Here is a 26,062-nt window from a genome sequence, read left to right as displayed (position 1 = left end):
CAACGGATCTCGTTTGCCAACACCGAGGCCTCTGCGATCGATGTCGAGGCCGTCGAGCCGTCCCATCGACGTGTAAATGGGAAGCCCGCAGAGGCTCATGCCCCCACCAGCCGCATCGCCTTCATTAATCCCGCAATGCCCAAGATGCTCGTCACCCGCTTGAGGTTGTAAGCAAGCACGTGAAGACTCATCTCCGTCCCGACGTGAGCCATCGTCTTCATCAGGAAGTGCGTCGAGCCCATCCAGTGCTTCAGCGTTCCGAACACATGCTCGATGGTCGCGCGTCGCAACGTCATCGCATCGGGCTTGCGGTCCAAGCGCTGCTGCATACGATCGATCACGGCTTCATGTTCCCAGCGGCGAATCCGTCGGGCGGATGAGGTCGTGCATTGATCCTTCAACGCGCAACCTGGGCAGGCACTGGGCCAGTAGAGGCGAAGGTCCAAGTTGTCCTCCCATCTGCTGAACCGGTAGATGGCTCGCTCACCGGCAGGGCACCGGTACTCATCATCCTTTGCGATGTAGATGAAGTCGGCCTTGCCGAAGCGACCGTGCGCCTTCGCGTTGGAGGTCATCGGCTTGGGAACGAAGGCTGCGATTCCAGCGTCCTCGCAGGCCTTGATCTCCAGGCTATTGAAGTAGCCGCGATCGGCGAAGGCCTGCAGCTTGGTCTTGCCCATGGCTTCGCGCGCGGCTACTGCCATTCTGGTGAGCTGAGTTCGATCGTTGCCGATGTTCGTGACCTCGTGGGCGACGATGAGATGGTGCTTGCCCTCGACTGCCGTCTGGACGTTGTAGCCGACCAGGCCTGTGCTTTTGCCGGACTGAAGCATCGAGCGTGAATCAGGATCGGTCAGTGAGCGCTGTTGACCTGGTTCGCGCTTGAGCTGCTCCTTGGTCTCGTCAAGTTGCCGCATCCGTTCGCGCAGCTTGCCGATCTTCTCCTGCAGGCGATCGGTCTTGGCTTCGAGGTCGGCGGGCTGGACGCGGTCCGCGGTCTCCAGGGCGTCGAGGTAGCGCTGAATGCTTTGTTCGATCTGCTCCTTGCGAGCATCGATCTTGCCCGGCGAGAAGTTCCGATCGCGGCTGTTGACGGCCTTGAACTTGCTGCCGTCGATGGCCACCACGGCTTGCGAGAAGAGCTTCATTTGCCGGCACAGAACGATGAAGCTGCGGCACACGTTGCGAATGCCTTTGCCGTTGTCACGGCGGAAGTCGGCGATGGTCTTGAAGTCCGGTGTCAGGCGACCGGTCAGCCACATGAGTTCGACATTGCGTTGCGTCTCGCGTTCCAGCCGGCGACTGGACTGGATCCGGTTGAGATAGCCGTAGATGTACAGCTTGAGCAAGACCGAGGGGTGATACCCAGGGCGACCAGTGGTAGCGGGGTCCGCGCCGTCAAAGCCGAGTGCGGCTAGATTCAGTTCGTTGACGAACGCATCGACGATGCGCACCGGGTTGTCTTCGCCGACGTAGTCATCAAGGCATTCCGGCAACAACGTGACCTGGTGTCGGTCTGCGCCTTCGATGAATCGCTTCATGGGCCACCTCGCTGGAAACGGGGAACCTCATTTTATTTTTGGAGGGTGAGGGAGGGAAGCGTTTTCACACAGCCTCGGCCCGAAGCGGTCTTCCGACTTTGTCCAAATCCGGTCGTCGCGCCAAAGCCGAGAGACATCCCCTTCCACGCATTGTCTAGCCAGGCACGCTGAATAAAATCCAGCCATGTCCGCAGCTTTGGTCGCACGCCCCCTGTGCACAGCGTGCTTGCGCCCGCTCAGCGCCTGCATTTGCCGCTGGGTCGCGCCCACCGCCCACGCGGTGGAGGTACTAGTGCTGCAGCACCCCCTGGAGGTACACCAGGCCAAAGGCAGTGCCCGCCTGCTGCACCTCAGCTTGGCGCACTGCCGCTTGGTGGTGGGTGAGGCATTCGCCGTGCCGGTCTGGCCGGTGGACGGCAAGCACACGCTGCTGCTGTACCCGGACAGTCTGCAAGATACCGCCCCGGACCTGCGGGTCCCACCCCCGCTACCGCCCGAGTGGCCGCAAGCCCCGTCGCGCCTGCGCCTAGTCGCGCTGGACGGCACCTGGCGCAAAAGCCGAAAGATGCTCTACCAAAGCCCGCCACTGCAACAGTTGCCCCGCTTGGCCCTGCGCAACCTGCCGCCTTCGCACTACCGTATCCGCAAAGCCCATGGGCCTGACCAACTGTCCACGCTGGAGGCGACCTGCTACGCCTTGTGCCAACTGGAAGGCGGTGCGGCGCGGTTCCAGCCCTTGTTGGATGCCTTCGACGGGTTTGTAGAGTACCTGGAGCAGGCCGGCGGACAGCGAAACGCGCAAACTGACAAGTCCTGCCCTCGACCAAGGGTTACGGGGTTGATTTAAGTGAGCAGCCAACGGCTGGGCTTGGCCGAATCTTGACGTGGCGGGGGCACAAGGCGTCGCTCAAACTTCGATTCGAAACCGCAGCTCGGGCGTGCCGCCCAGTTCGGGCTGCTTGATGAACTCTTCAACGAGGACGCCGCCGTTTGCTCGTATGACTCGTTGCGATGCGAGATTGTCCGGACTGGTCGTGATTTCCACATAGGTCAGACCCTCGCGAGGGGCGTCCAATAGCAGCGTACGCAACGCCTGCGTTGCATAGCCCCGCCCGCTCTTCCATGGAACGACGCCGTATCCGATATGGCCCAAGCAATAGTCGGGCAAACCATTCGTATCCCGCTGCCAACGCAGGCCGATGCTGCCGCAGAACTGCCCGTCCCACATCCAGCGCCTGTACCCGGGAAGGCGAGGGACATTGGTGCCATCGGGAAGCGTGACGGGAGGGCCTTTTGCTTCTCGGTCCACCAAGCTATCGAGAAAGCGTACAGAGTCGGCGAGGATTGCTGCAAGCTCGTCTTGGGCGGCTTCTGGGCGAAGATTGTTGGGCGACCACCCGCGCTCCAGTGCAGAGACATAGCTGGCGAGGTACTCCTGCGAGGGCCAGACGAGCCGCATCGTTGAATTCGCTTTAGAAGTCAGCATGAGTTGAAACTGGGTCAGCGCTGGAATGTCCGCTCATGGCCGACTTTAGCCGGTCGAGCCTTCGCGCGCCCTACGGTTCAGCCGTCGAGAGTTGATACCTCGCAAACGAAGTGGCTCCTATCTCGACCACGCTGTGCAGGTCGAAGCCGAAGCCTTCATAAAGACTTCGTAGCCCTTGGCGGTCCGCGACGCAGTCCAGGCGAAGGTGAGCACGCCCAAGCTCTTGGGCTCGAGTCCGCGCATAGGACAGCAGCTCGGTCGAAACTCCCTTCTTCGCCCACGCTCGGCGAACGGCGAGCTTATGAACGAAGGCCGAGGTGCCAGCCAGGAGCTCGGGCCAAAAATGGGCGTCCTCCAACTCGAACTTCATGACACCAGCCACGTGCTCGCCTTGACGGGCAACGTAGAAGAGCCCGCTGCTCACGTCCCGCAGGACGCGTTCGTGACCGATTTCGGCTGCTGACCAAAGAGCTCGACCGTCGCCGGCGAGCCATTCAGCTGCCTCTTGTAGGACGGCGGCAATCATCAGCGCATCGGAGGAGCGCGCTTCCTGGATGTTCATAGACGAGAGTTCATTGAGCGCCCGCGGCGAAGGTCCGCTTCTGGCCGCATTCTGCCGCCTAGGCCTCGCCCCCCCCGGCTTCAGCGAGCCGTGCCGGACGTGCATCATTCTCGGCAGCGGACATCCCCCGTTCAGCCGGACGTCGAGGAACCGTTGAAGGCGGGGTTTCGCCCAAACACCACAATAAGAAAGTCCATCGCTGCGCGCACCGGCCCAGCGCTCTTCAGGTCGCGATGGACCACCAACCAGATGTCTCTGCCAAACGAAGGTTCGTCGTCGGAGACGCGCACCAGCCTCTCATCGGCGTCACCAATAAAGCAAGGAAGCCCGCCCACGCCTGCGCCCGCACGGACCGCCGCGTGGTGACTATTGATGTCGCCGAGCTCGCAGGCAATGAGGCGCTTGCCAGCCACGCTGCGAAGCCACTTTTGCTGTGGCATGTCTTCGAAGCGCGCGTCATAGGCAATGAACTCCCAAAGCTCCGGGTGCGACAGAGCTTCGTAGCTCCGACTGGCGTACAGAGCGAAAGCCATGGTTCCCAACTTCCGCACGACGCTGTCTGGCTCCTTGGGTCGGACCAGTCGAACAGCGATGTCCGCCTCGCGCCGACTCAGCGACACCTGCTGCGCTTGGCCGGATACGGACAGCTGGATGGCAGCAAACCGTTGGCGGAACTCGGCCAGATGCTGCGCCAGAAAGCTGGCCACTAAGACCGGCGGCACGCTCAGGGAGACTTTGCCAGCGAGTGGCGATTGGCTGGCGCGAACGGCTCTCTCGATTGCGAATGCATCGTCCTGCAAGACCTGCGCCAGCGTAAACACATGCGCTCCCGCATCCGTCAGGCGGCAAGCCCGCGGAAGCCGCTCCACGAGGCGTACTTGCAAATCGCGCTCCAAGGAGTTCAGTCGGCGACTGACGGTCGCGTGGTCGACCTTCAGCTCACGGGCCGCGCCCGACAAGGTGCCCGCGCGACCCACCGCGATGAAATGCCTGAGGTCTTCCCAATCGAACATCTGTGCATTTTCTCCAGGATGGCTTGCATTTTCTGAGAATTTACGCAGGACGACTTGGCGCCTAGATTCGAGCCCTTCTCTGTCTCATGGGGTGCCGTTCGATGGTTACCGCTTCTTTAACCCCCCGCCAGCGATGGACCTTGGTCGCTGCGGGCCTGGGGTTCGTCTTGGTGCTGCTAGATGTCAGCGCGGTCAACGTCGCACTTGAAACGTTGCGCACGAATTTCGGCACCGATGTCGCCGGGCTGCAGTGGGTCGTCAACGCCTACACGCTGGTATTCGCGGCGCTGCTACTGACCTGCGGCGCGCTGGGTGACCGGATGGGCGCCAAAAGGGTCTTCGTGGCGGGCTTCGGCGTTTTCACGGTGGCCTCCCTCGCCTGCGGTCTGGCGCCGAGCCTGGCGTTGCTGGTGGTCGCACGCATCATCCAGGGCATGGGCGCGGCGCTGCTGGTGCCCAGTTCCCTGATGCTGCTTCAGCAGGCATTTCCGAATCCTGCACAACGCAGCCGCGCAGTTGGTTGGTGGGGAGCAGCCGGAGGTATCGCGCTGGCAGCCGGCCCGGTCCTGGGCGGCCTGCTCATCGCACATGTGGGATGGCGTGGCATCTTTCTCATCAACCTTCCGGTTGGCGTGCTCGGGTTGGCGCTGACTTTGCGCAACGTGCCCACCGCATTCACGAAGGCAGGTCGTGGACTCGACCTGCCGGGTCAGCTCGCAGCCATCCTTACGCTCGCTTCGCTGACCGCCGCGTTGACAGAAGCCAGTCGGCTGGGATGGTGCCATCCCTGGGTCTGCGGCGGAATAGCCACGTCGCTCCTCAGTGCAACCGCGTTCTACTGGCTGGAGCAGCATAGCAAGGCGCCGATGCTTCCGCTGTCGTTGTTCCGCAGTGCGACCTTCTCGATAGCAACTACCGTGGGGCTGGTGGTGAACTTTGCGTACTACGGGCTGGTGTTCGTCTTCAGCCTGTTCTTCCAAGCGGTCCAGCAGTTCACTCCTCAACAGACCGGCCTGGCGTTCTTGCCGATGACAGCCATCCTGATGGTCATGAACATCGCTGCCGGACGGTTGGTCACGCGCGTGGGTACGCGCGCCTTGATGGTCGCCGGACTGGCGCTCGCGTCGTTGGGCTATCTGCTGCTGCTTCGCGTCGACGCAGACCGCCCCTATCTGACGCTGGTGTTGCCGATGCTACTGGCAGCCAGTGGCATCGCGCTGGTGGTTCCGACCATGACCAACGCGACCTTGTCATCGGTCGACTCGGCGCACGCCGGCATCGCTTCAGGTGTCCTCAATTCGGCCCGACAGATTGGAGGCATGCTGGGCGTGGCTGTGTGTGGGTTCTTCGTGCGAGACACAGAACCAAGCCTCTTTCTGCACGGCATGCATGTGTCGATTGCGTTGGCGGTCGCTCTCTTGTTCGCCGGAGGCATTCTGAGCTATCTTGGCTTGAAAGAAAGTTCACATTCGGACCGGGCGGCGAAGCGTGGGTGAACCCGCAAACTCACCGTCAGCTTGTGGCCGCATCCCGTCCCCCCGACGGCAGCGGAATGCCCGCAGCCGGCGCTGTCCACTCGCCACCCAGCCCTCGTCGTAGTTTCCTGACCCGCCTGCATGTGTGGGCGAACGAAAATCCGATGAACTCAAGCCTGCGCCTTTTGCTTCAGCCAAAGCCCGAAGTCCATCATCACCTTCACGACTGGCTCCAAGCGCTCGCCATCGGCCGTCAGCGCATATTCGACCCTCACAGGCGCGGTGGGATGTACGGTGCGCTTCACCAGACCCGCCGCCTCGAGCGCGCGGAGGTCGAGGGTGAGGGAGCGCTGCGAAATACCTGGAACGTCTCGGCGTAACTCACTGAAGCGCTTGGGCCCGTCGACGATATAGGACACGAGGAGGAGCCGCCACCTGCCGCCCAAGAGGCGCATGGCTTCCTCCACCGAGCAGCCCGTCACGTTCGCTTTCATAGCACCTCTTTCCGAAAAGGGCAGTCGGTATACTTTTTTAACCTACGTGCAGTTTTATTGCCTTCTTCCAATTTTAGCCCAGCGCCATAGCATCGCTCGCGGCGCATCCGGCGCCTCTTACATTGGAATGAACCTGCATGAAGCTGTACTACATACCCGGGGCCTGCTCGCTTTCACCCCATATCGTCCTGAATGAACTCGGCCTGGACGTCATCCTGGTCAAGGTGAACTACAAGACTCACAGGACCGAGGACGGCCGCGACTTCCATGAAATCAGTCCGTTCGGCTATGTCCCACTGCTGGAACTCGACGACGGCACGGCACTGCGCGAAGGCCCTGCCATCGTGCAATATCTAGCCGACTTGAACCCGGAGTCGGGCCTTGCGCCGAAGAATGGCACCCTCGAGCGCTATCGCCTTCAAGAGTGGCTGAGCTTTCTGACTTCTGAAGTACACAAAGGCTTCATACCCCTGCTGTACTCGGTGCTGGCCGGCAAATACGTCGAAGCTGCCAAGCCGAAGTTGGAGAGGCGCTATGCCTGGATTGACGAACAGTTGGCTGACCGCGACTACCTGATGGGGGAAAGGTTTACTGTGGCCGACGCTTACCTGTACGCGCTGACTGGCTGGGCCCAGGCACCGTGGTTGGAATCCGTCTACAAGGCCGATATCCATTTCGATGGCCTGCGCAACCTCGAAACTTGGTATGTCCGCATGCGCGAGCGGCCGGCCGTCCGCAAAGCGCTCGACACAGAAGGGCTCAAGTAGCCTTCCACGCCAGGCCGGAACCACTGGCGAGGTTCTTTGAAATCTGACGGCATGCACTCAATGCCAAGGCCGCTCGACCAAACAAGCGAAGCTGAATTATTTGCGGCGGGCCCGAAGTTCCGCTTTTGGCCGACTGACGACCTTTCAACGGGCGCCCGCAGCGCCTTTGGGAATCAATCGTCGCACACCGTGGCCATCACGAAGCATCTCTACGACAACCGGGAGCGGGCGGCGTCGGCGAACAAGGACGTGCAGTTGCTGTCCCGTATGTTCCGCCTGGCGCGCATGCTGGGGGACTCATCGTGGCACTGTCGGCGACTGCATGCTGCCCGGCCGCTCCTGACGAACGCTGGGCAGCTCAGGTTGGCAGGAGAGAATCGCGCCACTCAAGTGGAATCAATGCAAGCGCGGCGATGTCGGACATGGCGTAGTGGCGCACCTTCGGTTCAAGGTCAAAGATTTTTCCTCGGTCTGCAGGATCAATCGATGGAGCTTCTTGGTCATCACCACTGAAAGAGCGCACGCTTTCCATCGAGTCCCAAACCGACATGACGACCACCACAGTAGTCCCGTCTTGGCGATCTCGAAAGAGTGCAGCAGCGCGGTGATTGCCTGGCGATGCCCTCATCTGCTCGAGCTTGACCGTCTCCAAATACTCACGGCATTCTTGTTCGACTGCAGTTCGGACCCAAAACGTCCATGTGCGCAAGATCGCATTCATAGATGCTCCAGCCCTCGACCAATCAAAGCGGACATGTGTGGCGATCAAGACGTTGGTGTCGCGCCGTAGATCGCAGTGCATTCGGGTTTCCAGCTACTTGTATTCGGGGTGCGACAAATGTATGGGAACCATTCACATTCGTCTATCTACGGTCGTAGAAAGGCGGCTAGCGCGTGACTTATGACTCAGGCTCTGCAGCCAGGGGCTACGGGCGTGACGAACTTCCGGTAATGGCCGAATCTTGCCATTGCTGGTCTAGGCTGAAACCAGCGGCGGTTTCTTGAACATGACCGTCATCTCACTCGTCGGACGGCGATAGCCACAAGCGTGAAAGAATCGCTTGGCATCTCCCAGCGCCTTCACATGCACGACTAGGGGGTAGGCGCAGTTTGAACGCCGGAACGAGAACTCGTCGTACCCCTCTCCCCATCCCACTGATGCCACCAGCGCAGCGAACTCTTGCCAAGTGACCGTTCGGTTCGACGAGATTTGGTAGCTCAGTAAGCGGCCGGACATCCCATCTTGCGGGGCGGCGGTGTCTAGACTCGGTTGTCGGCCCGGATCGGACGCACAGGCGACGGGCCGCATGTCTCCGTGAGGACTGTCTACTGACGCTCGCCCTTAAGCTCCATCCAATAATTTCAACGTAACGGAGTGGCCGCCCCCTCATGAAGAACAAGAGGACGCCGGCGAAGATTTTGCCGACGAAGCATCTGACGATGCCAGTGGTCCGGTTGACGCGTCACTCCCAGTCAACAACCAGCGGCAGTTATCCGCGAGTTTTCCCAGTGGGTGTCTTAGCCCTTTTCGCGACATGTTGTCGCTGCAGGGCGCGTGCCGGGGCTACGTGGTGCTGGCTCGCTCGCAGCGTGAAATCGCAGGTCTTGACCGCCAACTCAACGATGCGCTCCAGCGTGGGGCTGACGTTGTCGCGCCGGAAGACCGCGCTGTACACCAGCGGCGGCGGCATGGGATCGCTCTTGACCACGCGTAGCAGCCCGCTCCGGACGTCTGGTCGCACATAGTCGAGCGCCTGCTGGCTCAGGCCGAAGCCGCTGATGGTCAGTTCACGCAGGACGGTCGTGCTGTTCGTCAGCATGACCTTGCCGAAGCGAAAACCATGCTCCGCGCGCCAGGCTTCGTAGAACCTGTTTTTCGAGGCGCCCGCGGGCTGCTCGATCACGGGGTAGTCGGCAAACTCGTGCGGCTTCAGCGCGCGGGCGGGAATCTGCAGGCGCGGGCTCGCAATCCAGACCTGCTCGACCTCTGCAACCTTGATCGATTCGAAGGCCTGGCCCCAGAAGGTGCCGGGCATGACGGCCAGGTCGAGCTTGTTGGCTTCGAGGCGCTCGAAGAGCGTGAGGCCCGCGTCCACCACGGGCTCGATCGTCACCTGGGGATGGAGCTTCTGCAGCAGCTGGATCAGGCGGGTGAGCCAGGTCATCGCGATGAGCTCCGTCACGCCGACGCGGAAGGTGCCGCGCAGCGTCTTGTCGACGCTGATGTCATGCGCAATGCGTTGCCAGAGGCGCTGGGCCTCTTCCGCGAGCGGCAGCAATTCGCGGCCGACTTGGGTCAGCTCCAGGCCGTGCGAGGTGCGATGCAGCAAGGGGCCGCCCAGCGACTCTTCCAATTCCGCCAGGCGCTTGGAGACCGCCGATTGCGTGGTGTGCAGCTTCACCGCCGCAGCGCTGAAGCTCTGGAGTTTGGCACTGAAGAGAAAGGCCTCCAGCTGCTTGAAGGTGAAGTTCATCCGGCGGAATGTACATCCATAGCTGCCCAGGAAAAAAAGGAATAGCGTGCCTCGCCGATTTCTCGTTTGTCCCGCGGCAAACAGACTTCGATACTGCGTGCATGCTTCACATCGCACCACGCCTGAACCGAATCAAACCGTCCCCCAGTTCCATGGCGGGCCAAAGGGCGCGTGAGCTGCGCGCGACCGGCCGGGACATCCTCAGCCTGACCGCCGGCGAGCCCGACTTCGAGACGCCCGCACACGTCAAGGAAGCGGCCATCCGCGCCATGGCGGCCGGCCAGACACGCTACACGGACGTAGGCGGCACACCGGCGCTGAAGGAGGCCATCGCAGGGAAGTTCCTGGGCGAGAACCAGCTGACCTATGCATCGAACGAAATCATCGTCGGCACCGGGGCAAAGCAGGTGATCTTCAACGCGCTCATGTGCACGGTTGCGGCGGGCGACGAGGTGATCGTGCCAGCGCCGTACTGGGTGTCCTACCCGGACATCGCGCTGCTCGCCGGCGGCGTTCCGGTCTGCGTCGACTGCCCGGCGGCCATGGGCTTCAAGCTCCAGCCCGAGGACCTGGAACGTGCCATCACCGGCAGGACGCGCTGGCTGATCCTGAATTCGCCGAACAACCCGAGCGGGGCGACCTACACGCGGGCAGAGTTGCGGGCGCTGGCCGAGGTCCTGCGCCGCCATCCGCATGTCTGGATACTCACCGACGACATCTACGAGCACCTCATCTATGGCAACGCCGGCTTCGCCACCATGGCGCAGGTGACTCCCGACCTCAAGGACCGCACGCTGACGGTGAACGGCGTTTCCAAGGCCTACGCCATGACGGGTTGGCGCATCGGCTACGGCGCAGGGCCGTCGGCGCTCATCAAGGCGATGGTCAAGCTTCAGTCGCAGAGCACCTCGGGGCCGAACTCGATCGCCCAGGCGGCGGCCATCGCGGCGCTCACGGGCCCGCAAGATTCCATTGCTACTAACCGGCGCGAATACGCGGAACGGCGCGACACGGTGGTTGCGGCGCTCAATGCCATCGAGGGCATCGATTGCGCCGTGCCCGATGGCGCGTTCTACGTCTTCGCTTCATGTAGCGCGCTGTTCGGTCTTCGCACGCAGCAGGGCGTCGCGATTGAGACCTCTGACGACTGGGTGATGCACCTGCTCGACGCCCAGAACCTGGCGGCGCTTCAGGGCAGCGCCTACGGCGTGCCGACGCATTTCCGCCTCTCGTTTGCTGCGAGCACCGAACAACTGCTCGAGGGTTGCCGCCGCATCGCACGGGCGCGCGACGAACTCTCGGGCCAAGCCATCAACCAGGAACCGAAATGAAACTGCGATCCTTTCTGAAGCTGCTGCCGGCCCTTGCCGCGGGCACCGTCTGCCTCGGCGCCGCCCGGGCGCAGGGCCCGGATGCCTTTCCGTCGAAGCCCGTGAAGATCCTCGTGGGCTTTTCGCCCGGCGGCTCCAACGACGTCGTCGCACGTCTGATCGCGCCGAAGCTGGCCGAAGGGCTCGGGCAGCCGATCCTGATTGAAAACCGCCCGGGCGCCGGCGGCAACATCGCGGCATCGGCCATGCTCGGTGCGCCCGCGGACGGGCACACGCTGCTGATGTGCACCACGGGCACTCTGTCGATCCAGCCGCACATCCTGAAGAGCATGCCCTTCGATTCCGAGAAGGACATCACACCGGTCACGCAGGTCGTCAACGCGCCCTACATGCTGCTGGTGAACACGACGCTGCCGGTCAAGAGCGTGAAGGAGCTCGTGGCCTATGCCAAGCAGAAGCCCGGCGAGATCAACTTCGCTTCTTCGGGCACGGGCACCGGCGGGCACCTGGCGGGCGAAATGCTCAAGAGCCGCGCGGGCATCGACATCGTTCACGTGGCCTACAAGGGCACCGGGCAGGCGATGACGGATCTCATCGCGGGCCAGGTCTCGATGATCTTCGACCAGCCGGTGAGCTCCATGCAGTACGCACGTGCCGGCAAGTTGCGCGCGCTGGCGGTGGCGAGCCCGCGCCGGCTGGCGGCCTTTCCCGACATTCCGACGGTGACGGAAGCCGGCGTGCCCGACTTCGAGCCCGTGACCTGGGCGGGCATCTGCGCGGCGAAGAACACGCCGCCGGCCGTGGTCGAGCGCATCCAGCGGGAAGTTGCCAAGGTGCTCGCGATGCCCGAGATCGCCAAGCGGCTCGCCGCCGATGGCCTGGAGCCTGTGGGTAACACCCCCGAGCAGTTCCGCGCCTTCTTGGCTGCAGACAAGCGCAAGTGGGGCCGCGTGGTGAAAGACGCCGACGTCAAAGCCGAATAGAAATGAGACCGACAATGAACCAGCTATCCGACATCATTCGCGACTTCGAGCGCGTCTCCCCCGATCTGGTCCGGCAGGCCTCGGCCTTCCAACCGGCCATCCTCGCCGACGTCGCGGGCCGCCGCGGTGCGTTGCACGGTCGCATCCGGGCTCTGCGCCCCCGCATGAAGCTGGCCGGCAGTGCGCTCACGGTCGAGGTGCGGCCGGGCGACAACCTGATGATCCACGCGGCCATCGCGCTAGCCCGGCCTGGCGACGTGCTGGTGATCGACGGCAAGGGCGACCTGAGCGCCGCGCTCATGGGGACGATCATGATGACGGCCTGCAGGCAAGTCGGAATCGCCGGCGTGGTAATCGACGGTGCGGTGCGCGACAGCCTTGAAATCGACGACATGGACTTTCCCGTTTTCTCGGTCGGAACTAATCCCAATGGTCCGACGAAAGTGGCGTCGGGCCGGATCGGGCATCCGGTGTCTATCGGCGGCGTCGCGGTCCGGCCGGGCGACCTGGTGGTGGGCGATGCCGACGGCGTGGTCGTGGTGGAGCGGGAGAAGGTAGAGCTTCTTCTCCAGGCAGCGGGAAAAAAGGTCGAGGACGAGGCCGCGCGAATTGATGCGATCAAGAAAGGCGACACGACCGCCAAATGGCTGGAAGCCGCACTGCGCAAAGCCGGTGTACTCAAAGAGAACGAGAGACTCTAAGACCCCCAGTGACTGTTCGCCTCTACACACTGCGGTGGAGGTGCTGGCTAGATGGGGTTCTAAAGTCGCAAAACCGACGGCGATCTCGCTTGACGGAAGCCCGGCGATGCGGCTGGGCGACGATCAACCGCTTGATCCAGCTGTCGGAAGGGGTATGGCCGTCTGACCCGGCCAGGAATTGAAGCGCCACCAAACTTCCACGCAATGGCTAACGGAATAACGTTTTTGCACCACGAGACCTTTGCGTAGCTCATGGAAGAAGCCTACTTGACGCGACCTGGTTCCTTGGATGTCCGCTTGCTGCCACATGCCATTACTCCTCGATGAGGACGGTGGTCGCACGCGTTGCAGCGGAGCGTCGTAGAAGCTTGGTCCCTCAATTGGAGGCAAGACGGCAGGCGTAGAGCTCAGCGCTTGCTTGCGTGGCTGAGACGACGCGAAGTTGCCACTCCCAGTCATTTTGAACCGTCAAGGGCCAACCACTGGTGACCTGCCAGGAACCCAGCGTTCCGAGTCGGAGGTAACTCTCGCGGCCTTCCTCCACATCGAGTGGAACAGAAAGCGGCCGATTCTCGAAGTCGGAGTTGGCGAGTAGCCCTGCCTTCCATTGCTGGGTAATCACATGGCGGCCGGCTGGAAGAGGTATGGGCGCATATGCGCCGTTCTCAAGCGACGCAACGACCGTTCCGTCGACTTTGATAATCGCCGTGAGTACAGACAAAGGGCGTGCGGCCGGTCGAAAGACGTACACCACGCCTTGGCTGGCTTGCAGACCGGTATGAGGTGTGAATGGCGCACCGACGGCCGAGCAGCCGGCGACGATTGCAGAGACGAAAAGTAGTGCTAGGCTGTGTCTAAGCATGATGGATAGAGAACAGTGGACCTGAAGGCCGGTTCAAGGCCAGAGTCCCATTTGGACCCATTCGAAGGCATTAGCTGCACGTTTGAAAATGCTCATGGCCAATCTCTTGCAGGTTGGTGGCGTGCTCGCCGTGCCCTCGGGAAGCATCGATGGCGCGAGCGGTTTTTCCGAGTCTACGACTGTCACTCTGGAACCTGACAGCAAGGTCCGCTTTTGGCCGAAGGCGGCCTTGTGCTCGGGCTCAAGTCTCAAAGGCGCTCGTTATGCCGTACCCGAACAGGCAATGGTCTTCCATGCTTGAGAAGTCGGACCCGCGGCGCCTCTGTCGATACGACGTCAATCCCGTGGTTGAGGCATGTAACCCCGATGTGTTCAAAAGGGCCGGGGTGGTCACTCGAGGCAAAGGTTGCGCGAGCAATGTATTCGAGGAACGGGGACCGCGTGTATCGCCTAAGTCGCTGTCCGCTGAAGGTCTCCGGTTCGTCCCCGTGCTGAAAAGACTCGTTCGTCACGGCATACGAGATGTAGCTTTCCCAAACTACTTCGAAAATGCGACACGCGTCGTCGTGAATGATTCGACTCACGGGCCCTACAACCACGTTGGAAATCTCGAGGTTCTCAGTTTCAGGTGGCACGCCGTCGTCAGACGCGCTCGACGTGCTAATTGGCCGCGAGAAACGCCGCCACCAAGGCGTTCGCGTGTCCGTGTCCCACTTGGTGCTCGGCTTTTAAGCGATTGACGAGCTCCATGTGCTTAAGCGGACCCAGCTTCTCCAGAATATCCATCCAATACGCTATTGGCTTGGCGTAAGTCTTTTCGATGGAAGGGAAGTATGAGGCGGGTCCCTTTACCTTGGTCGTCTCGGCCATTGGGGCTCCTTCTTAGGTGAGAGTCAGTTCATAGACCACCAAGGGGTGGGGGTCACCGCGCTTCACTGGCGGCGCCCAAATCCTGCCACAGCGCGCAATGCCTGCAGCCGCTGGTCAAGTACCAGGCGCGAATCAGGTCGCCTCCATGCAGAAAGCTCCCGCCGGCATAGTGGCTTGTGGACTTGCCTCGCTCAACTTCTGCGGCCATGCCAAGCGAACGTGTATCGGCGAACACCTGAGCAGGCGTGGCATGTCGGCGAAAGCCGGCCGCTACCATGCCCCCATTTCCGAAACTTGCTCGTGACCGAAAACCTACTTGACCAAGCCTCGTGGCCGACAGCACTCGTGTTCGTGCTGCTGTTCGTGGCGACTATCTTCGGCGTCGTGATCTGGTCGATTCGGCGACACCGAGATCCCAAACTCGAGATTGCCTGCGACGCCTCTATCGACGAACTCATTCCGTCGATCGCCGGCTTGACACAGGGGGCGGTTTACCACGGCAACGCTGTCGAGCTCCTGGCCGACGGCGCTTTCTTCGCCGCCCTGTTCCGTGCCATTGACAGCGCAACCCATTCGATCCACTTCGAAACCTTCCTGTGGAAGGAAGGAGAACTCGGGACGCGTCTTGTGGACGCGCTCGTCGCGCGCTGCCGAGCGGGCGTGGCTGTCCGGGTGTTGGTGGACGCGGATGGTGGCAAGAACATCGGCACCGAGGCGCCTCGCCGATTGCGGGAGGCCGGCTGTCGTCTCCACTTTCATCACCCGCATCACATACGCAACATCGGCGTTTTCAACGACCGCGACCACAGGAAGCTGGTCGTGCTGGATGGGCGGGTCGCCTTCGTTGGCGGTCATTGCATCGTGGACGGTTGGATGTGCCAGTCCGCGGCAAGAAAGGACGATGTCCGTGACCTGGGCGTCCGGCTCGACGGGCCCGCCGTGCACGCTGTTCAAGCCGTCTTCGCCGAGAACTGGGTGGAGGACACGGGAGAGCTGTTCCTCGGCGACGCGTACTTTCCCAGCCTTGAACGTACTGGAGAGGTTTCCATCCATGTGGCCAGCATCAAGGCCGAGGGATCGCCACCGGCCGTGAAGATCCTGCATCACCTCGTTATCTGCATGGCACGTGAACGTCTCTGGATCCAGAACCCCTACTTCCTCCCTGACGACGAGGCGATCGAAGCGCTTTGCGTCAGCGCGCGGCGCGGTGTGGACGTGCGAGTGATGGTCCCTTCGGCAGAGGCTTCGGACATGCCGATGGTGCAACACGCGGCACACCGAAACTTCCACCGCTTGCTCGAAGGCGGTGTCCGCATCTTCGAGTTCCAGGACTGCCTACTTCATCAGAAGGTGATGACCGTCGATGGTGTCTGGTCCGCGATCGGCTCGAGCAACTTCGACGATCGGTCGCTGGAGACCAACGACGAGATCACCCTGGGCGTCAAGGACACTACGATCGCCCGTCGGCTGGAGGCATCGTTCGTGGAGGATATGCAGCACTGCGTCGAGCTCGATGCGGCGCAGTGGGCGCAGCGAGGGTTGTGGCACCGTTGCAAAGACGGTTTCTTTCATGCCTTCAACGAGTTGCTTTAGCAGGCGTTTCTATGCGGAGGGTCGACGCGCTTCGTCTTTTCGAAGCAGTGCGAGTTCAGCTCGAAACTGCATGTCCTGCTTTCTCGCCGACCGTGCGAACGGCAGCTATCTGGCGAGTTCTGCGGCGCAGTCGACCGTCCGCTTTTGGCCGACTGAGGCCAGTCGGTCGATCGGAGCCCCGGGCCCAAAGCGGGTGTTTGAGCCGCTGCGAAGCGGACGTTCGCGCTGATGATCCGCGGCCTTGTTCTACCGCGTCAAGGCCTCTCCATCTTGTCCCGCCGAATGGCATCGTCTTCCATCAGCTCGTACCACATCGCGTTGAGCACCGCGAAGGTGGCCGCCAGCGGCAGCCCCAGGATCCAGGCGAAGTACCACATGGTTTTCTCTTTCGTTGATTTGTGGGCGTTCAGTAGGCGTGGCCGCGCTCTTCGCGGATCGCGTCGGCGTCGACCTTGCCCCACAGCACGTGGTAGACCCAGCTGGTGTAGGCAATGATGAGCGGCAGGAAGATGGCAGTGGCGACCAACATGTTGAAGAGCGTGAGGTGGCTCGACGACGAATCCCACACCGTGAGGCTGGCGCGCGGGTCGATCGACGACGGCAGGATGAACGGGAACATCGACGCGCCCACGCTCAGCACGATGCCGGTGATGGAAAGCCCGCTCGCCAGCAGCGTGGCAACCTCGCGCCGCGCCCGCAGGCCGACCAGCGCCAGCAACGCGCCCAGCAGGCCGAGCACCGGTGCGGCCCACAACCACGGCCGCGCCGCGTAGTTGGCGAACCAGGCGCCGGGCTGCAGTGCCGCTGTCTTGAGCATCGGGTTCGACGGGCCGCCGGTCGGCAGCGCACTGGTCACGCGGTAGCCGTCGATCCACAGCCACAGCGCGACGCCGGCCAGCGCGTAGAGCACCAGCGTCGCGACGGCCGCCCAGCTGCCGTAGCGCCGTGCGCGTTCGGCCACGGGGCCGGTGGTCTTGAGCTGCAGCCAGGCCGCGCCGTGCATCAGCATCATCATCACCGACACCAGCCCGCACAGCAGCGCGAAGGGGTTGAGCAGGCCGAAGAAGCTGCCGTCGTAGAAGATGTGCATGTCCGACGAGAAGCGGAAGGGCACGCCCTGCAGCACGTTGCCCACGGCCACGCCGTAGATCAGCGCCGGCACCAGGCCGCTCAGAAAAAGCACCGCGTCCCAGCGCGCGCGCCAGGCCGGCTCTTCGCGCTTGCCGCGGAACTTGAAGGCCACCGGCCGCAGGATGAGCGCGACCAGGATCACGAACATCGCCAGGTAGAAGCCGGAGAAGGACACGGCGTAGAGCTGTGGCCAGGCCGCGAAGATCGCACCGCCGCCGAAGATCAGCCAGACCTGGTTGCCTTCCCACACCGGGCCGACACTGTTGATCATCACACGGCGCTCGTGGTCGTCGCGCCCCGCGAAGGGCAGCAGCATGCCGACGCCGAGGTCGAAGCCGTCGGTGACCGCATACGCGACCAGCAGCACGCCGATCAGCAGCCACCAGATGAAGCGCAGTGTTTCGTAGGAGATCAGTTCACTCAGAATCATGATGGGTGCTCCTCGGTTATTCGGCCGCGCCCGCCAGGGGCCTCGACGGGGGGCGCTGGTCGGGCGCCGCTTCGGCGCGGAAGGCCGCCGGCGGCGGCACGGGATGCTCCTCCGGGCCCTTGCCGATCGCCTTGAGCATCAGCTTCATCTCGATGACGAACAGCACGGTGTAGATCAGCGCGAAGCCCGCGATGGTGATGAGCAGCGTGGTCGCGCCCAGGCTGGACACGGCCACCGCTGTCGGCAGCACGCCTTCGATCACCCAGGGCTGGCGGCCGACCTCGGCCACGATCCAGCCGGCCTCGGCCGCGATCCACGGCAATGGGATCGAGAACACGGCCAGCTTGAGCAGCCACGGGTGCGCGTCGAGTCGGCGCCGCGTCGACAACACGAAGAAGGTGGCGGTCAGCACGATGAAGAACATGCCCAAGGCGACCATGATGCGGAACGACCAGTACAGCGGCGCCACCGCCGGCACCGTGTCCCACGCAGCCTTGCTGATCTGCTCGGGCGTGGCCTGCCGCGGATCGTCGACATAGCGCTTGAGCAGCAGGGCATAGCCCATCGAGCGACCATCACGATCAAAGGCTTCGCGGGCGGCGGCGGGCACGGCCGCATCGCTGCCCGCAGCGCGGATGGTCTGCAGCGCGTCGTAGGCCTTGATGCCGTCCTTGATGCGCTGCTCGGCGAGCTTGACCAAATCTTCGATGCCAGGGATCTGGGTGTCGAGCGAACGCGTGCCGATCAGCCCCATCACCGCGGGAATGTGGATCGCATAGTGCGTCTCGCGCGCTTCCTGGTCGGGGAAGCCGAAGACGGTGAAGGCGGCCGGGGCGGGCTCGGTCTTCCACATCGCCTCGATCGACGCCAGCTTCATCTTCTGGTGCTCGGTCGACAGGTAACCGCTCTCGTCGCCCAGCACGACGACCGACAGCGACGCGGCCAGGCCGAAGGACGCGGCCACCGTCATCGAGCGCTTGGCGAGCTGCACATGCCGGCCCTTGAGCAGGTACCAGGCCGACACGCCGAGCACGAAGATCGCCGCAACCGTGTAGCCCGCCGACACCGTGTGCACGAACTTGGCCTGCGCCACGGGGTTCGTCAAGACCGCGAAGAAGTCGGTCACCTCCATGCGCATGGTCTGCGGGTTGAAGGCCGAGCCGACCGGGTTCTGCATCCAGCCGTTGGCGATCAGTATCCACAGCGCCGAGAAGTTCGAGCCGATGGCCACCGCCCAGGTGGTCATCAGATGGCCGACCTTGCTGAGCTTGTCCCAGCCGAAGAAGAACAGGCCGACGAAGGTGGCTTCGAGGAAGAAGGCCATCAGCCCTTCGATGGCCAGCGGCGCGCCGAAGATGTCGCCGACGTAGTGGCTGTAGTAGCTCCAGTTCATGCCGAACTGGAACTCCATGACGATGCCGGTGGCCACGCCCATCGCGAAGTTGATGCCGAAGAGCACGCCCCAGAACTTCGTCATGTCGCGCCAGACGGTGCGGCCCGTCATGACGTAGACCGTCTCCATGATCGCGAGGATCACGGCCAGCCCGATCGTGAGCGGCACGAAGAGGAAGTGGTAGAGCGCCGTCAGCGCGAACTGCAATCGCGAGAGGGCAACGATGTCGAGGTCCATGGGAGTTCCTTTTTTCCTTTGTTCGTCGGTCCGGCGTCAATCGGGACGCAGCGTGCGCAGGGCGGCGTCGAAGGCCGGGGTGCCGCGATGCAGGTCGGCCACCAGGCGGCCCTGCTCGATGCGGATCAGTCGGTCCGCCAGAGCCGCCTCGCGGCGAAGGTGGGTCGCGATGAGCAGCGTGCGGCCGGACGCCCGGGCCGCCAGGCGGTGAAGCACGTCGTGCGCGGTGCGAGTGTCCACCGCTTCGGTGGCCTCGTCGAGAAGCCAAAAGAGAGAGTCGCGCAGCAGCAGACGAGCCAACGCCAGACGGCGCAACTGGCCGCCGGAGAGGCCGAGGCCGCCCTCGCCGAGCAGCGTGCCGAGGCCACCCGACATGGCGCGCACCTCGCCCGCGAGCCCGGCGGCATCGAGCACCGCCCACAGACGCGCATCGTCGGCCGACGCATCGGCCAGGCGCAGGTTGTCGCGAAGGCTGTCCTGGAAGACTTCGGAGCGCTGCGTGAGCAGGCAGTGCGGCGGCACGTGCACCTCGCCGTGCGTCGGTGCGATCTCGCCGGCCAGCACGGCCAGCAAGGTGGACTTGCCGGCGCCGCTGGGGCCGACCAGCGCGACGCGCTCGCCCGCGGCGATGCGCAGCGAGATGCCCTGCAGCGCCGCTGCGGTGCTGCCGGCATGGGTTGCATGCACGTCATGCAGTGTCACGTCCGGACCTGTCGCGTCGAGAGCCACCGGAGAGACAGCTTCGACCATGCGCGGCGCCAGCCGATGCACGGCGAGCCAGGTGCGCCCGGCTTCGAGCGCGCCGCGGCGGAGCGCCGCGAAGGGTTCGGTCGCGGTCAGGGCCACGAGCAGCGCCAGCGCGGCGGCCGGTGCGCCGATGGCGCCCTCGTCCACCAGCGCACCGACGGCCAGCAGCACGGCGGCGAGCGTCAGCGTGCCGGCCATGCTGTAGGCGGCACCAGCGCGCACGTCGAGCCGGTTGAGCGCCAGGTCGGCACGTGCCAGGCGTCGGTCCGCCGCGGCGAGCGCTTCGCGCTGCGCATCGAGCCGGCCCGCCATCGCGAGCTCGGTCTGGCCCGACACCAGGTCCACGGCGCGCGCACGCAGCAACTCGGCAGCCTGGGCGCGCCGCATGGCATGCGGGCGCGCCTGCCGCGTGAGCCACAGCGCGATGCCCCAGCCCGCCACCAGCAGCCAGGCCGCCAGCGCGACGCCCATCCACAGGTTCATGAAGCCCGTCACCACGCCGGCCAGCAGCGCGGCGCCGAGCGCAGCGATGGCCGGAACGCCCAGGCGCAGGTACAGCGATTCGAGCGCGTCGATGTCGGCCGTCAGCCGGAACAGCAGCCGGGCCGGCCGCGCCATCAGCGCGCGCGCCGCCGCGGGCTGCGCCCATCCGCGGAAGAGACGCTCGCGCAGGTCGGCCAGCGCGGCAAAGGTGGCGTCGTGCGTCACCAGGCGCTCGCCGTAGCGCGCGCCGGTGCGGCCCAGGGCCAGCAGCCGGATGCCGGCGGACGGCATGAAGACGTCGAAGACGATGGCGGTCGTGGCGCTCAGCCCGGCCAGGGCCGTCGCCGTGATGAACCACCCCGACAGGCCCAGCAGCGCCATGCCCATGAGCACGGTGAGTGCAGCGAGCGCCGCGCCCAGCGCGAGGCGGCGCGGAGCAGTGGCAATGAAGGGCTGCAGCACGGTGCGCAGTTCGCGCAGGCGGCGATGGCGGGCGCGCGTCATGCAGCCTCCCGTGCCATCACGGACCGTACGTCGCCGAGCCGCACCTCACGTTGCATGCGCGCGGCCAGGATGGGATCGTGCGTCACCGCGATCAGCGTCTTGCCCTGCGCCAGCCGCAGCAGCGCGTCGACCACGCGCTCGGCGGTGTCGGTGTCCAGGTGCGCCGTCGGCTCGTCGACCAACCACAGGTCCGCCTCGGGTTGCACCGCCAGCCGGGCCAACGCCAGCCGCACGAGTTCACCGCCCGACAGGCCGCCACCGCCCTCGCCCAGCGCCGTGGCCGGCCGCGCCTGCGCCACGTCGCCGAGCCCGGCGTCGCGCATGGCCTGCGCCACGTCATCGGTCGCCACGCCGGCGCGCCCCATGGCCACGTTGTCGTGCACCGACGCCGCGAAGACATGTGGGCGCTGGCCCATCCAGCCGATGCGGCGACGCAGCGCCAGCGCAGTTTCGTCGTTCAGCGACACGCCACCGATGGCGATGTCGCCCGACGCGGCGGGCATCAGGCCGGCGATCAGGCTCAGCAAGGCCGTCTTGCCGGCGCCGCTCGGGCCCGTGAGCGCGATGTGCTCGCCGGGCGCCACATGCAGGTCGAGTCCGTTGAACAGCACGGCCTCTCCGGGGTGCGCGAAGTGCAGATCGGCAATGTGCACCGAGGGCGCACCACGTCGCACGACGGCCGGCGCATGCGCGTTCGCGCGACCCGGCATCGGCACGCCCGCTTCGGCCAGCGCGTCGAGCGCATCGAGGGCCGCCTCGCCGGCGGCGCGGTCGTGCCACACCGCCGAAAGTTCACGCAGCGGCTCGAAGAAGGCGGGCGCCAGCAGTAGCACGAACAGGCCTTCCGCCAGGCTCAGCCGGCGGCCCCAGCTGCCGAACTCCAGCGTGCCGAGCAGGTGGAAGCCGATGTACACCGCGACCATCGCCACACCCAGCGCGGCGAACAGTTCGAGCACCGCGGACGAGAGAAACGCGATGCGCAACACCGCCATGGTGCGGCGGCGCAGCGACTGCGCGACATCGCCGAGGCGGCGTGCCGTCGCATCCACCGCGCCGAGCGCGCGCAGCGTCGCGAGGCCGCGCAGGCGATCGAGCAGGAAGGCGTTCATCGCGCCCATCTCGACCATCTGCTGCTGGCTTGCCGCCTGCGCACGCCAGCCGACGATGGCCATGAACATCGGAATGAGCGGCGCGGCCAGCAGCAGGATCAGCGCGGCGACCCACGAGAAACAGGCCACCGCGACGAGGATGAAGATCGGCACCAGCATCGCGCGCCAGCGGGCCGGCTGGTAGCGCACCAGGTACGGCAGCACGGCCTCCGCCTGCTCGGCGATCGCGCTGGCGGCCTGCCCGGACGCGGGCCGCGCCATGTCGAGCGGCGAGCGCGCGGCCAACGCGGCGGCGACCTGTGCGCGCAGCACCGAGAGCTGCCCCCGCACCTCGCCGAAGATGCGGCGCGTGCCCCAAGCCTCGCAGGCGGCGCGCAGGGCGCCCAGCACGCCGATACCGAGCGCGGGCAACCACACCGCGTCGATGCCCTCGCCCGCGCCCAGGCGCTGAACCGCCCAGGCCAGCAACGCCGCTTGTGGGAGCCAGAAAAGCGCAGCCCCACCCTGCACCAGGCTTCCCACCCGTGGCGCCGCCAGTCGGCGCAGGCTGTCGGTCGACAGCACGGTCGAACCAGCAGAGCGGGCGGGAGAGGAAGTCATCGGTTGTGCTTTCGAAGTTTCAGTATTTCCTGAAACTTCATGAAGTTTAACGGGGTTCGACTTTTGCCGCTTGCGCGCACGCAAGTCGGTGCAAGCCCGGTTATGGCATGAAGATCAGAGAAACGGCAGGCCATTGCGGCCTGGAATGCCTACCCCCTGCGACGCAGGCAGGCAGGCGTGGCCAGGGTGCAGGGGCAGACGATGGGCCGCCAGATGTGGGCGCATCAGGCGGCGCTCAGCGCGCCGCAAGCGAGCAGGCCGGCGAAAAGCGCCAGCACGGCTCTCCACGTGGCGGCCCGCATTTCCACTTGCCGGTGCAGCAAGGTGCCTGCCGCCAACGACAGCGCGAACGCGAAGGCCATGCCCCAGAGGGCCATCCACGCTTGGTCCGGCCACCAGCGGTCGACGACCGCGTTGGCCAGCAGGATCACTGGAAAGTGGATCAGAAACAGCGAATAGGAAATCTCGCCGAGGTGCACCAACGGCTGCCACAAGGCGGGCCAGGCCGTCGGCCGCAGCCACTGCCGGCGCTGCGCCACGGCAATGGCCAGTGCCGCCACCAGTGCAACTGCGATGCGGCTGCGCCAATCGATCGCCAGCGCACCCGCACCGAACAACGCCAGCGTGAGTGCGGCCAGCCGCCATGTGCTGTCGCGCGTGGCGCGGCCGATCCAGAAGACCAGCATGCCGAGTCCATAGGCACCGAAGAAGTAGAGCGCGGTGTCGTCGAGCGCCGAATCGCGGTTGAAGACCGCGAGCGATGCGGCAACGAGCCCCAGCACCAGCGCGACGGCCAGCCAACGTGCGCGCGCGGCGTCGACCTTCCACCGCCGCTCGAGCCAATGCACCCACCAGAACGCCGCCAGCGCGAGCACGAAGAGCTGGAAGTCGATGGCCACATACCAGACCCCGGTCGACAGCGCGTCATAGCCCAGCAGGTCCTGCAAAAGCAGCGCATGGGCGACGAGTTGCGCGATCACCGGGGCATCGGGCACCGCCTCGTCGTTCAGCCAGGGGCGCACGAGCGCAGCGACGACGACGCTGCAGGACAGCGCAGCCAGATAGGGCATGACGAGCCGCGCATAGCGGCGCAACACGCGCACCATCGGACGCTCGACGCGCAAGCGCCCATCCGGCGCGAGGCTGCTCGCTGCCAGAAAGCCGGCAAGAACAAGAAAAATCTGCACGGCAAGCCGCCCGTGCTGCGCAAGCCAACCGAAGAGCGACGGCGCCAGCACCGAGGCGCTTTCGGCCATCGGTCCGTAACGCGCCAGGTGGTGGCCGACGATCAGCGCGCAGGCCACACCCTTGACCGCATCGAGCAACGGCATGCGCACGGCCGCCGAATCGATCGGCATCGGGACGCGCGGAACAGCTGCCATGCGGCGGTTGCGCGGCACCTAGAGTGCCAGCCGCTGGCGTGCCGCCTGGTATTCGCGCTTGAGCTTCTCGACGTAAGCCGCCACGCTGGTCACCTCCGTGATCGCGCCGATGCCCTGGCCCGAGCCCCAGATGTCCTTCCAGGCCTTGGCCTTGCTGCCGTCGCCGCTGGCGAAGTTCATGGTCTTCAGGTCGCCTTCGGGCAGGTTCGCCGGGTCCATGCCCGCGGCGACGATCGACGGCGCCAGGTAGTTGCCGTGCACGCCGGTGAAGAGGTTCGAGTAGACGATGTCGTCCGAGCTGCCGTCGACGATCGCTTGCTTGTAGGCCTCGCTGGCGCGCGCTTCTTCGGTCGCGATGAAGGCGGTGCCGATGTAGGCAAAGTCGGCACCCATGGCCTGCGCGGCGAGCACCGCGTCGCCGCTGGCGATCGAACCCGACAAGGCCACCGGACCATCGAACCACTGGCGGATTTCCTGGATCAGCGCGAAGGGGCTTTTCACGCCCGCATGGCCGCCGGCACCGGCGGCTACCGCGATCAGGCCGTCGGCGCCCTTCTCGATCGCCTTCCGTGCGAACTTGTCGTTGATGATGTCGTGCAGCGTCACGCCGCCGTAGCTGTGCACCGCATCGTTGACGTCGGTGCGCGCGCCCAGCGAGGTGATGACGATCGGCACCTTGTACTTCACGACCATCGCCATGTCGTGCTCGAGCCGATCGTTGCTCTTGTGCACGATCTGGTTGATGGCGAAGGGCGCGGCCGGCTTGTCCGGGTTCGCCTTGTTGTAGGCCGCGAGTTCTCCGGTGATCTCGATCAGCCACTCTTCGAGCTGTTCCGCCGGACGCGCGTTGAGCGCCGGCATCGCCCCGACCACGCCGGCCTTGCACTGGGCGACCACCATCTTCGGGTTGCTGATGATGAACAGCGGCGAGCCGATGATGGGCAGCGGCAGGTTCGCGAGCACGGGGGGCAGCTTGGACATGAGGTCTCCGTCGGTTGAGTCGAGATGGCTTTTATAAGAAGGCGCCGGGCACGCGCGTCGTCTGGGTGACAGCGGTGCGCAGCGCGCGGCTCAGAAGGCGTCGAGTGCCAGCGCCGTCACGCTTTCGGCGCCGTCGACGATGCTGTCGCGGATGCCCGGCGCCTTGTTCAGGATGTGCTCGGCATAGAAGCGCGCGGTGACGACCTTGGCCTGCATGAAGGCGACATCGGTGCCGGCCTTCGCCAGGTCTTCGGCGATCAGCAGCGAACGGGCCAGTTGCCAGCCGGCTACCAGGTTGCCGGCCAGCATCAGGTAGGGCACGCTGCCTGCGAACACCGCGTTCGCTGACTTCGGTCCGGCCTTGGTCTGGCCCGCGACGAAGTCGACCACCTCGACGAAGGCTTCGCGCGCCGCCTTCAGGCACTTGGCCACGGCGTGCGCATCGGCACTGTCACGCTTGGCAAGCTCGGCCTCCGTCGTCTCGATCTGCGCGGCGATGGCCTTGGCCGTGCGGCCGCCGTCGCGCGCCGTCTTGCGCCCGACCAGGTCGTTGGCCTGGATGGCGGTCGTTCCTTCGTAGATCGTGAGGATCTTCGCGTCGCGGTAGTACTGCGCCGCACCCGTCTCCTCGATGAAGCCCATGCCGCCGTGCACCTGCACGCCCAGCGAAGTGACCTCCAGGCTCATCTCGGTGCTGTAGCCCTTCACGAGCGGCACCATGAATTCGTAGAAGGCCTGGTTCTGCTGGCGCGCCTCTGCATCGGGGTGGTGATGCGACGCGTCGTAGGCTGCAGCTGCCACACTCGCCATCGCGCGGCAGCCTTCCGTGTAAGCACGCATCGTCATCAGCATGCGCTTGACGTCAGGGTGGTGAATGATCGGCGCGCTCGCGTTCATCGAACCGTCGACCGGG

25 protein-coding genes are annotated in these 26,062 nt (G+C 64.6%); 8 read left to right on the top strand and 17 right to left on the bottom strand.

The features are described from left to right. Positions 1 to 95: 95 nt before the first annotated feature. The gene (locus ACSFBE_RS22375) at positions 96 to 1,541 is read right to left on the bottom strand and encodes an IS1182 family transposase (RefSeq protein ID WP_435492599.1); all 1,446 of its coding nucleotides are present in this window, start codon (positions 1,539 to 1,541) and stop codon (positions 96 to 98) included. Positions 1,542 to 1,725: 184 nt separating this feature from the next. Between ACSFBE_RS22375 and ACSFBE_RS22370 the strand changes: the two genes are divergently transcribed. Then, the gene (locus tag ACSFBE_RS22370; RefSeq protein WP_435492598.1) at positions 1,726 to 2,388 is read left to right on the top strand and encodes a tRNA-uridine aminocarboxypropyltransferase; all 663 of its coding nucleotides are present in this window, start codon (positions 1,726 to 1,728) and stop codon (positions 2,386 to 2,388) included. 60 nt (positions 2,389 to 2,448) lie between these two features. Here the strand turns inward: ACSFBE_RS22370 and ACSFBE_RS22365 are convergent, their stop codons facing one another. From ACSFBE_RS22365 to ACSFBE_RS22355, 3 genes are all read right to left on the bottom strand, one after another. Then, a complete protein-coding gene (locus ACSFBE_RS22365; protein WP_435492597.1) occupies positions 2,449 to 3,027 on the bottom strand; it encodes a GNAT family N-acetyltransferase in 579 nt (192 codons plus the stop codon). A 70-nt stretch (positions 3,028 to 3,097) separates the two neighbouring features. Further along, a complete protein-coding gene (locus ACSFBE_RS22360; protein ID WP_435492596.1) occupies positions 3,098 to 3,589 on the bottom strand; it encodes a GNAT family N-acetyltransferase in 492 nt (163 codons plus the stop codon). A gap of 131 nt (positions 3,590 to 3,720) precedes the next feature. After that, complete coding sequence (locus tag ACSFBE_RS22355; RefSeq protein WP_435492595.1) at positions 3,721 to 4,602, bottom strand: LysR family transcriptional regulator; 882 nt, start codon at positions 4,600 to 4,602, stop codon at positions 3,721 to 3,723. Positions 4,603 to 4,742: 140 nt separating this feature from the next. Between ACSFBE_RS22355 and ACSFBE_RS22350 the strand changes: the two genes are divergently transcribed. After that, positions 4,743 to 6,098, top strand: coding sequence for an MFS transporter (locus tag ACSFBE_RS22350; RefSeq protein WP_435492594.1), 1,356 nt, complete (start codon positions 4,743 to 4,745; stop codon positions 6,096 to 6,098). 149 nt (positions 6,099 to 6,247) lie between these two features. Here the strand turns inward: ACSFBE_RS22350 and ACSFBE_RS22345 are convergent, their stop codons facing one another. Next, positions 6,248 to 6,571 (bottom strand): winged helix-turn-helix transcriptional regulator, encoded by a 324-nt coding sequence (locus ACSFBE_RS22345; protein WP_435492593.1) that lies wholly within the window; start codon positions 6,569 to 6,571, stop codon positions 6,248 to 6,250. Between the two features lie 137 nt (positions 6,572 to 6,708). Between ACSFBE_RS22345 and gstA the strand changes: the two genes are divergently transcribed. Further along, entirely contained in the window at positions 6,709 to 7,338 is a 630-nt protein-coding gene (gene gstA, locus ACSFBE_RS22340) for a glutathione transferase GstA (protein ID WP_435492592.1), read from the top strand. Between the two features lie 358 nt (positions 7,339 to 7,696). On the opposite strand, the gene ACSFBE_RS22335 is transcribed toward gstA, so the two are convergent. Together ACSFBE_RS22335 and ACSFBE_RS22330 are read right to left on the bottom strand one after the other, a co-directional pair. Further along, a complete protein-coding gene (locus ACSFBE_RS22335) occupies positions 7,697 to 8,059 on the bottom strand; it encodes a hypothetical protein (protein WP_435492591.1) in 363 nt (120 codons plus the stop codon). Between the two features lie 769 nt (positions 8,060 to 8,828). Then, a complete protein-coding gene (locus tag ACSFBE_RS22330; RefSeq protein WP_435492590.1) occupies positions 8,829 to 9,740 on the bottom strand; it encodes a LysR family transcriptional regulator in 912 nt (303 codons plus the stop codon). A gap of 173 nt (positions 9,741 to 9,913) precedes the next feature. Here ACSFBE_RS22330 and ACSFBE_RS22325 point away from each other — a divergent pair, with 173 nt between their 5' ends. From ACSFBE_RS22325 to ACSFBE_RS22315, 3 genes are read left to right on the top strand one after another with little or no spacing between them, the layout of a single operon-like run. Next, positions 9,914 to 11,143: a pyridoxal phosphate-dependent aminotransferase gene (locus tag ACSFBE_RS22325; RefSeq protein WP_435492589.1), complete on the top strand. Its 1,230-nt coding sequence runs from the start codon at positions 9,914 to 9,916 to the stop codon at positions 11,141 to 11,143. Continuing rightward, positions 11,140 to 12,126, top strand: a complete 987-nt coding sequence (locus tag ACSFBE_RS22320; RefSeq protein ID WP_435492588.1) for a Bug family tripartite tricarboxylate transporter substrate binding protein — start codon at positions 11,140 to 11,142, stop codon at positions 12,124 to 12,126. The genes ACSFBE_RS22325 and ACSFBE_RS22320 overlap by 4 nt, the downstream gene beginning before the upstream one ends. Before the next feature lie 14 nt (positions 12,127 to 12,140). After that, the gene (locus ACSFBE_RS22315) at positions 12,141 to 12,827 is read left to right on the top strand and encodes an RraA family protein (protein WP_435492587.1); all 687 of its coding nucleotides are present in this window, start codon (positions 12,141 to 12,143) and stop codon (positions 12,825 to 12,827) included. Positions 12,828 to 13,203: 376 nt separating this feature from the next. Here the strand turns inward: ACSFBE_RS22315 and ACSFBE_RS22310 are convergent, their stop codons facing one another. Beyond that, positions 13,204 to 13,689: a hypothetical protein gene (locus ACSFBE_RS22310; RefSeq protein WP_435492586.1), complete on the bottom strand. Its 486-nt coding sequence runs from the start codon at positions 13,687 to 13,689 to the stop codon at positions 13,204 to 13,206. 94 nt (positions 13,690 to 13,783) lie between these two features. Here ACSFBE_RS22310 and ACSFBE_RS22305 point away from each other — a divergent pair, with 94 nt between their 5' ends. Further along, positions 13,784 to 13,990 (top strand): hypothetical protein, encoded by a 207-nt coding sequence (locus ACSFBE_RS22305; RefSeq protein ID WP_435492585.1) that lies wholly within the window; start codon positions 13,784 to 13,786, stop codon positions 13,988 to 13,990. Positions 13,991 to 14,349: 359 nt separating this feature from the next. Here ACSFBE_RS22305 and ACSFBE_RS22300 read toward each other — a convergent pair whose 3' ends face one another. Further along, positions 14,350 to 14,559, bottom strand: a complete 210-nt coding sequence (locus ACSFBE_RS22300) for a DUF4287 domain-containing protein (protein WP_435492584.1) — start codon at positions 14,557 to 14,559, stop codon at positions 14,350 to 14,352. Positions 14,560 to 14,859: 300 nt separating this feature from the next. On the opposite strand from ACSFBE_RS22300, the gene ACSFBE_RS22295 reads away from it, so the two are divergent. Then, entirely contained in the window at positions 14,860 to 16,152 is a 1,293-nt protein-coding gene (locus ACSFBE_RS22295) for a phospholipase D-like domain-containing protein (RefSeq protein ID WP_435492583.1), read from the top strand. A 254-nt stretch (positions 16,153 to 16,406) separates the two neighbouring features. On the opposite strand, the gene cydX is transcribed toward ACSFBE_RS22295, so the two are convergent. The 8 genes from cydX to ACSFBE_RS22255 form a co-directional block, all read right to left on the bottom strand. Next, the gene (gene cydX, locus ACSFBE_RS22290; RefSeq protein ID WP_435492582.1) at positions 16,407 to 16,529 is read right to left on the bottom strand and encodes a cytochrome bd-I oxidase subunit CydX; all 123 of its coding nucleotides are present in this window, start codon (positions 16,527 to 16,529) and stop codon (positions 16,407 to 16,409) included. A 29-nt stretch (positions 16,530 to 16,558) separates the two neighbouring features. Next, complete coding sequence (gene cydB, locus ACSFBE_RS22285; RefSeq protein ID WP_435492581.1) at positions 16,559 to 17,713, bottom strand: cytochrome d ubiquinol oxidase subunit II; 1,155 nt, start codon at positions 17,711 to 17,713, stop codon at positions 16,559 to 16,561. A gap of 16 nt (positions 17,714 to 17,729) precedes the next feature. Further along, positions 17,730 to 19,343, bottom strand: coding sequence for a cytochrome ubiquinol oxidase subunit I (locus ACSFBE_RS22280; RefSeq protein WP_435492580.1), 1,614 nt, complete (start codon positions 19,341 to 19,343; stop codon positions 17,730 to 17,732). Between the two features lie 36 nt (positions 19,344 to 19,379). Beyond that, complete coding sequence (locus ACSFBE_RS22275; RefSeq protein ID WP_435492579.1) at positions 19,380 to 21,077, bottom strand: amino acid ABC transporter ATP-binding/permease protein; 1,698 nt, start codon at positions 21,075 to 21,077, stop codon at positions 19,380 to 19,382. Then, positions 21,074 to 22,786 carry a thiol reductant ABC exporter subunit CydD gene (gene cydD / locus ACSFBE_RS22270; RefSeq protein WP_435492578.1) on the bottom strand — a complete coding sequence of 571 codons (1,713 nt, stop codon included), beginning with the start codon at positions 22,784 to 22,786 and terminating at the stop codon, positions 21,074 to 21,076. Before cydD ends, ACSFBE_RS22275 begins: the two co-directional genes overlap by 4 nt. A 224-nt stretch (positions 22,787 to 23,010) precedes the next feature. Further along, a complete protein-coding gene (locus tag ACSFBE_RS22265; protein ID WP_435492577.1) occupies positions 23,011 to 24,144 on the bottom strand; it encodes an acyltransferase family protein in 1,134 nt (377 codons plus the stop codon). 42 nt (positions 24,145 to 24,186) lie between these two features. Then, on the bottom strand, positions 24,187 to 25,149 hold the full coding sequence (locus tag ACSFBE_RS22260) for an NAD(P)H-dependent flavin oxidoreductase (protein WP_435492576.1): 963 nt from the start codon (positions 25,147 to 25,149) through the stop codon (positions 24,187 to 24,189). A gap of 90 nt (positions 25,150 to 25,239) precedes the next feature. Continuing rightward, the coding region (locus tag ACSFBE_RS22255) for an acyl-CoA dehydrogenase C-terminal domain-containing protein (protein WP_435492575.1) at positions 25,240 to 26,062 on the bottom strand (823 nt) is incomplete at its 5' end.

It is taken from the genome of Variovorax sucrosi, assembly GCF_051216635.1.
Classification (GTDB): Bacteria; Pseudomonadota; Gammaproteobacteria; order Burkholderiales; family Burkholderiaceae_C; genus Variovorax.
This window is presented reverse-complemented; position numbering and strand designations above follow the sequence as displayed.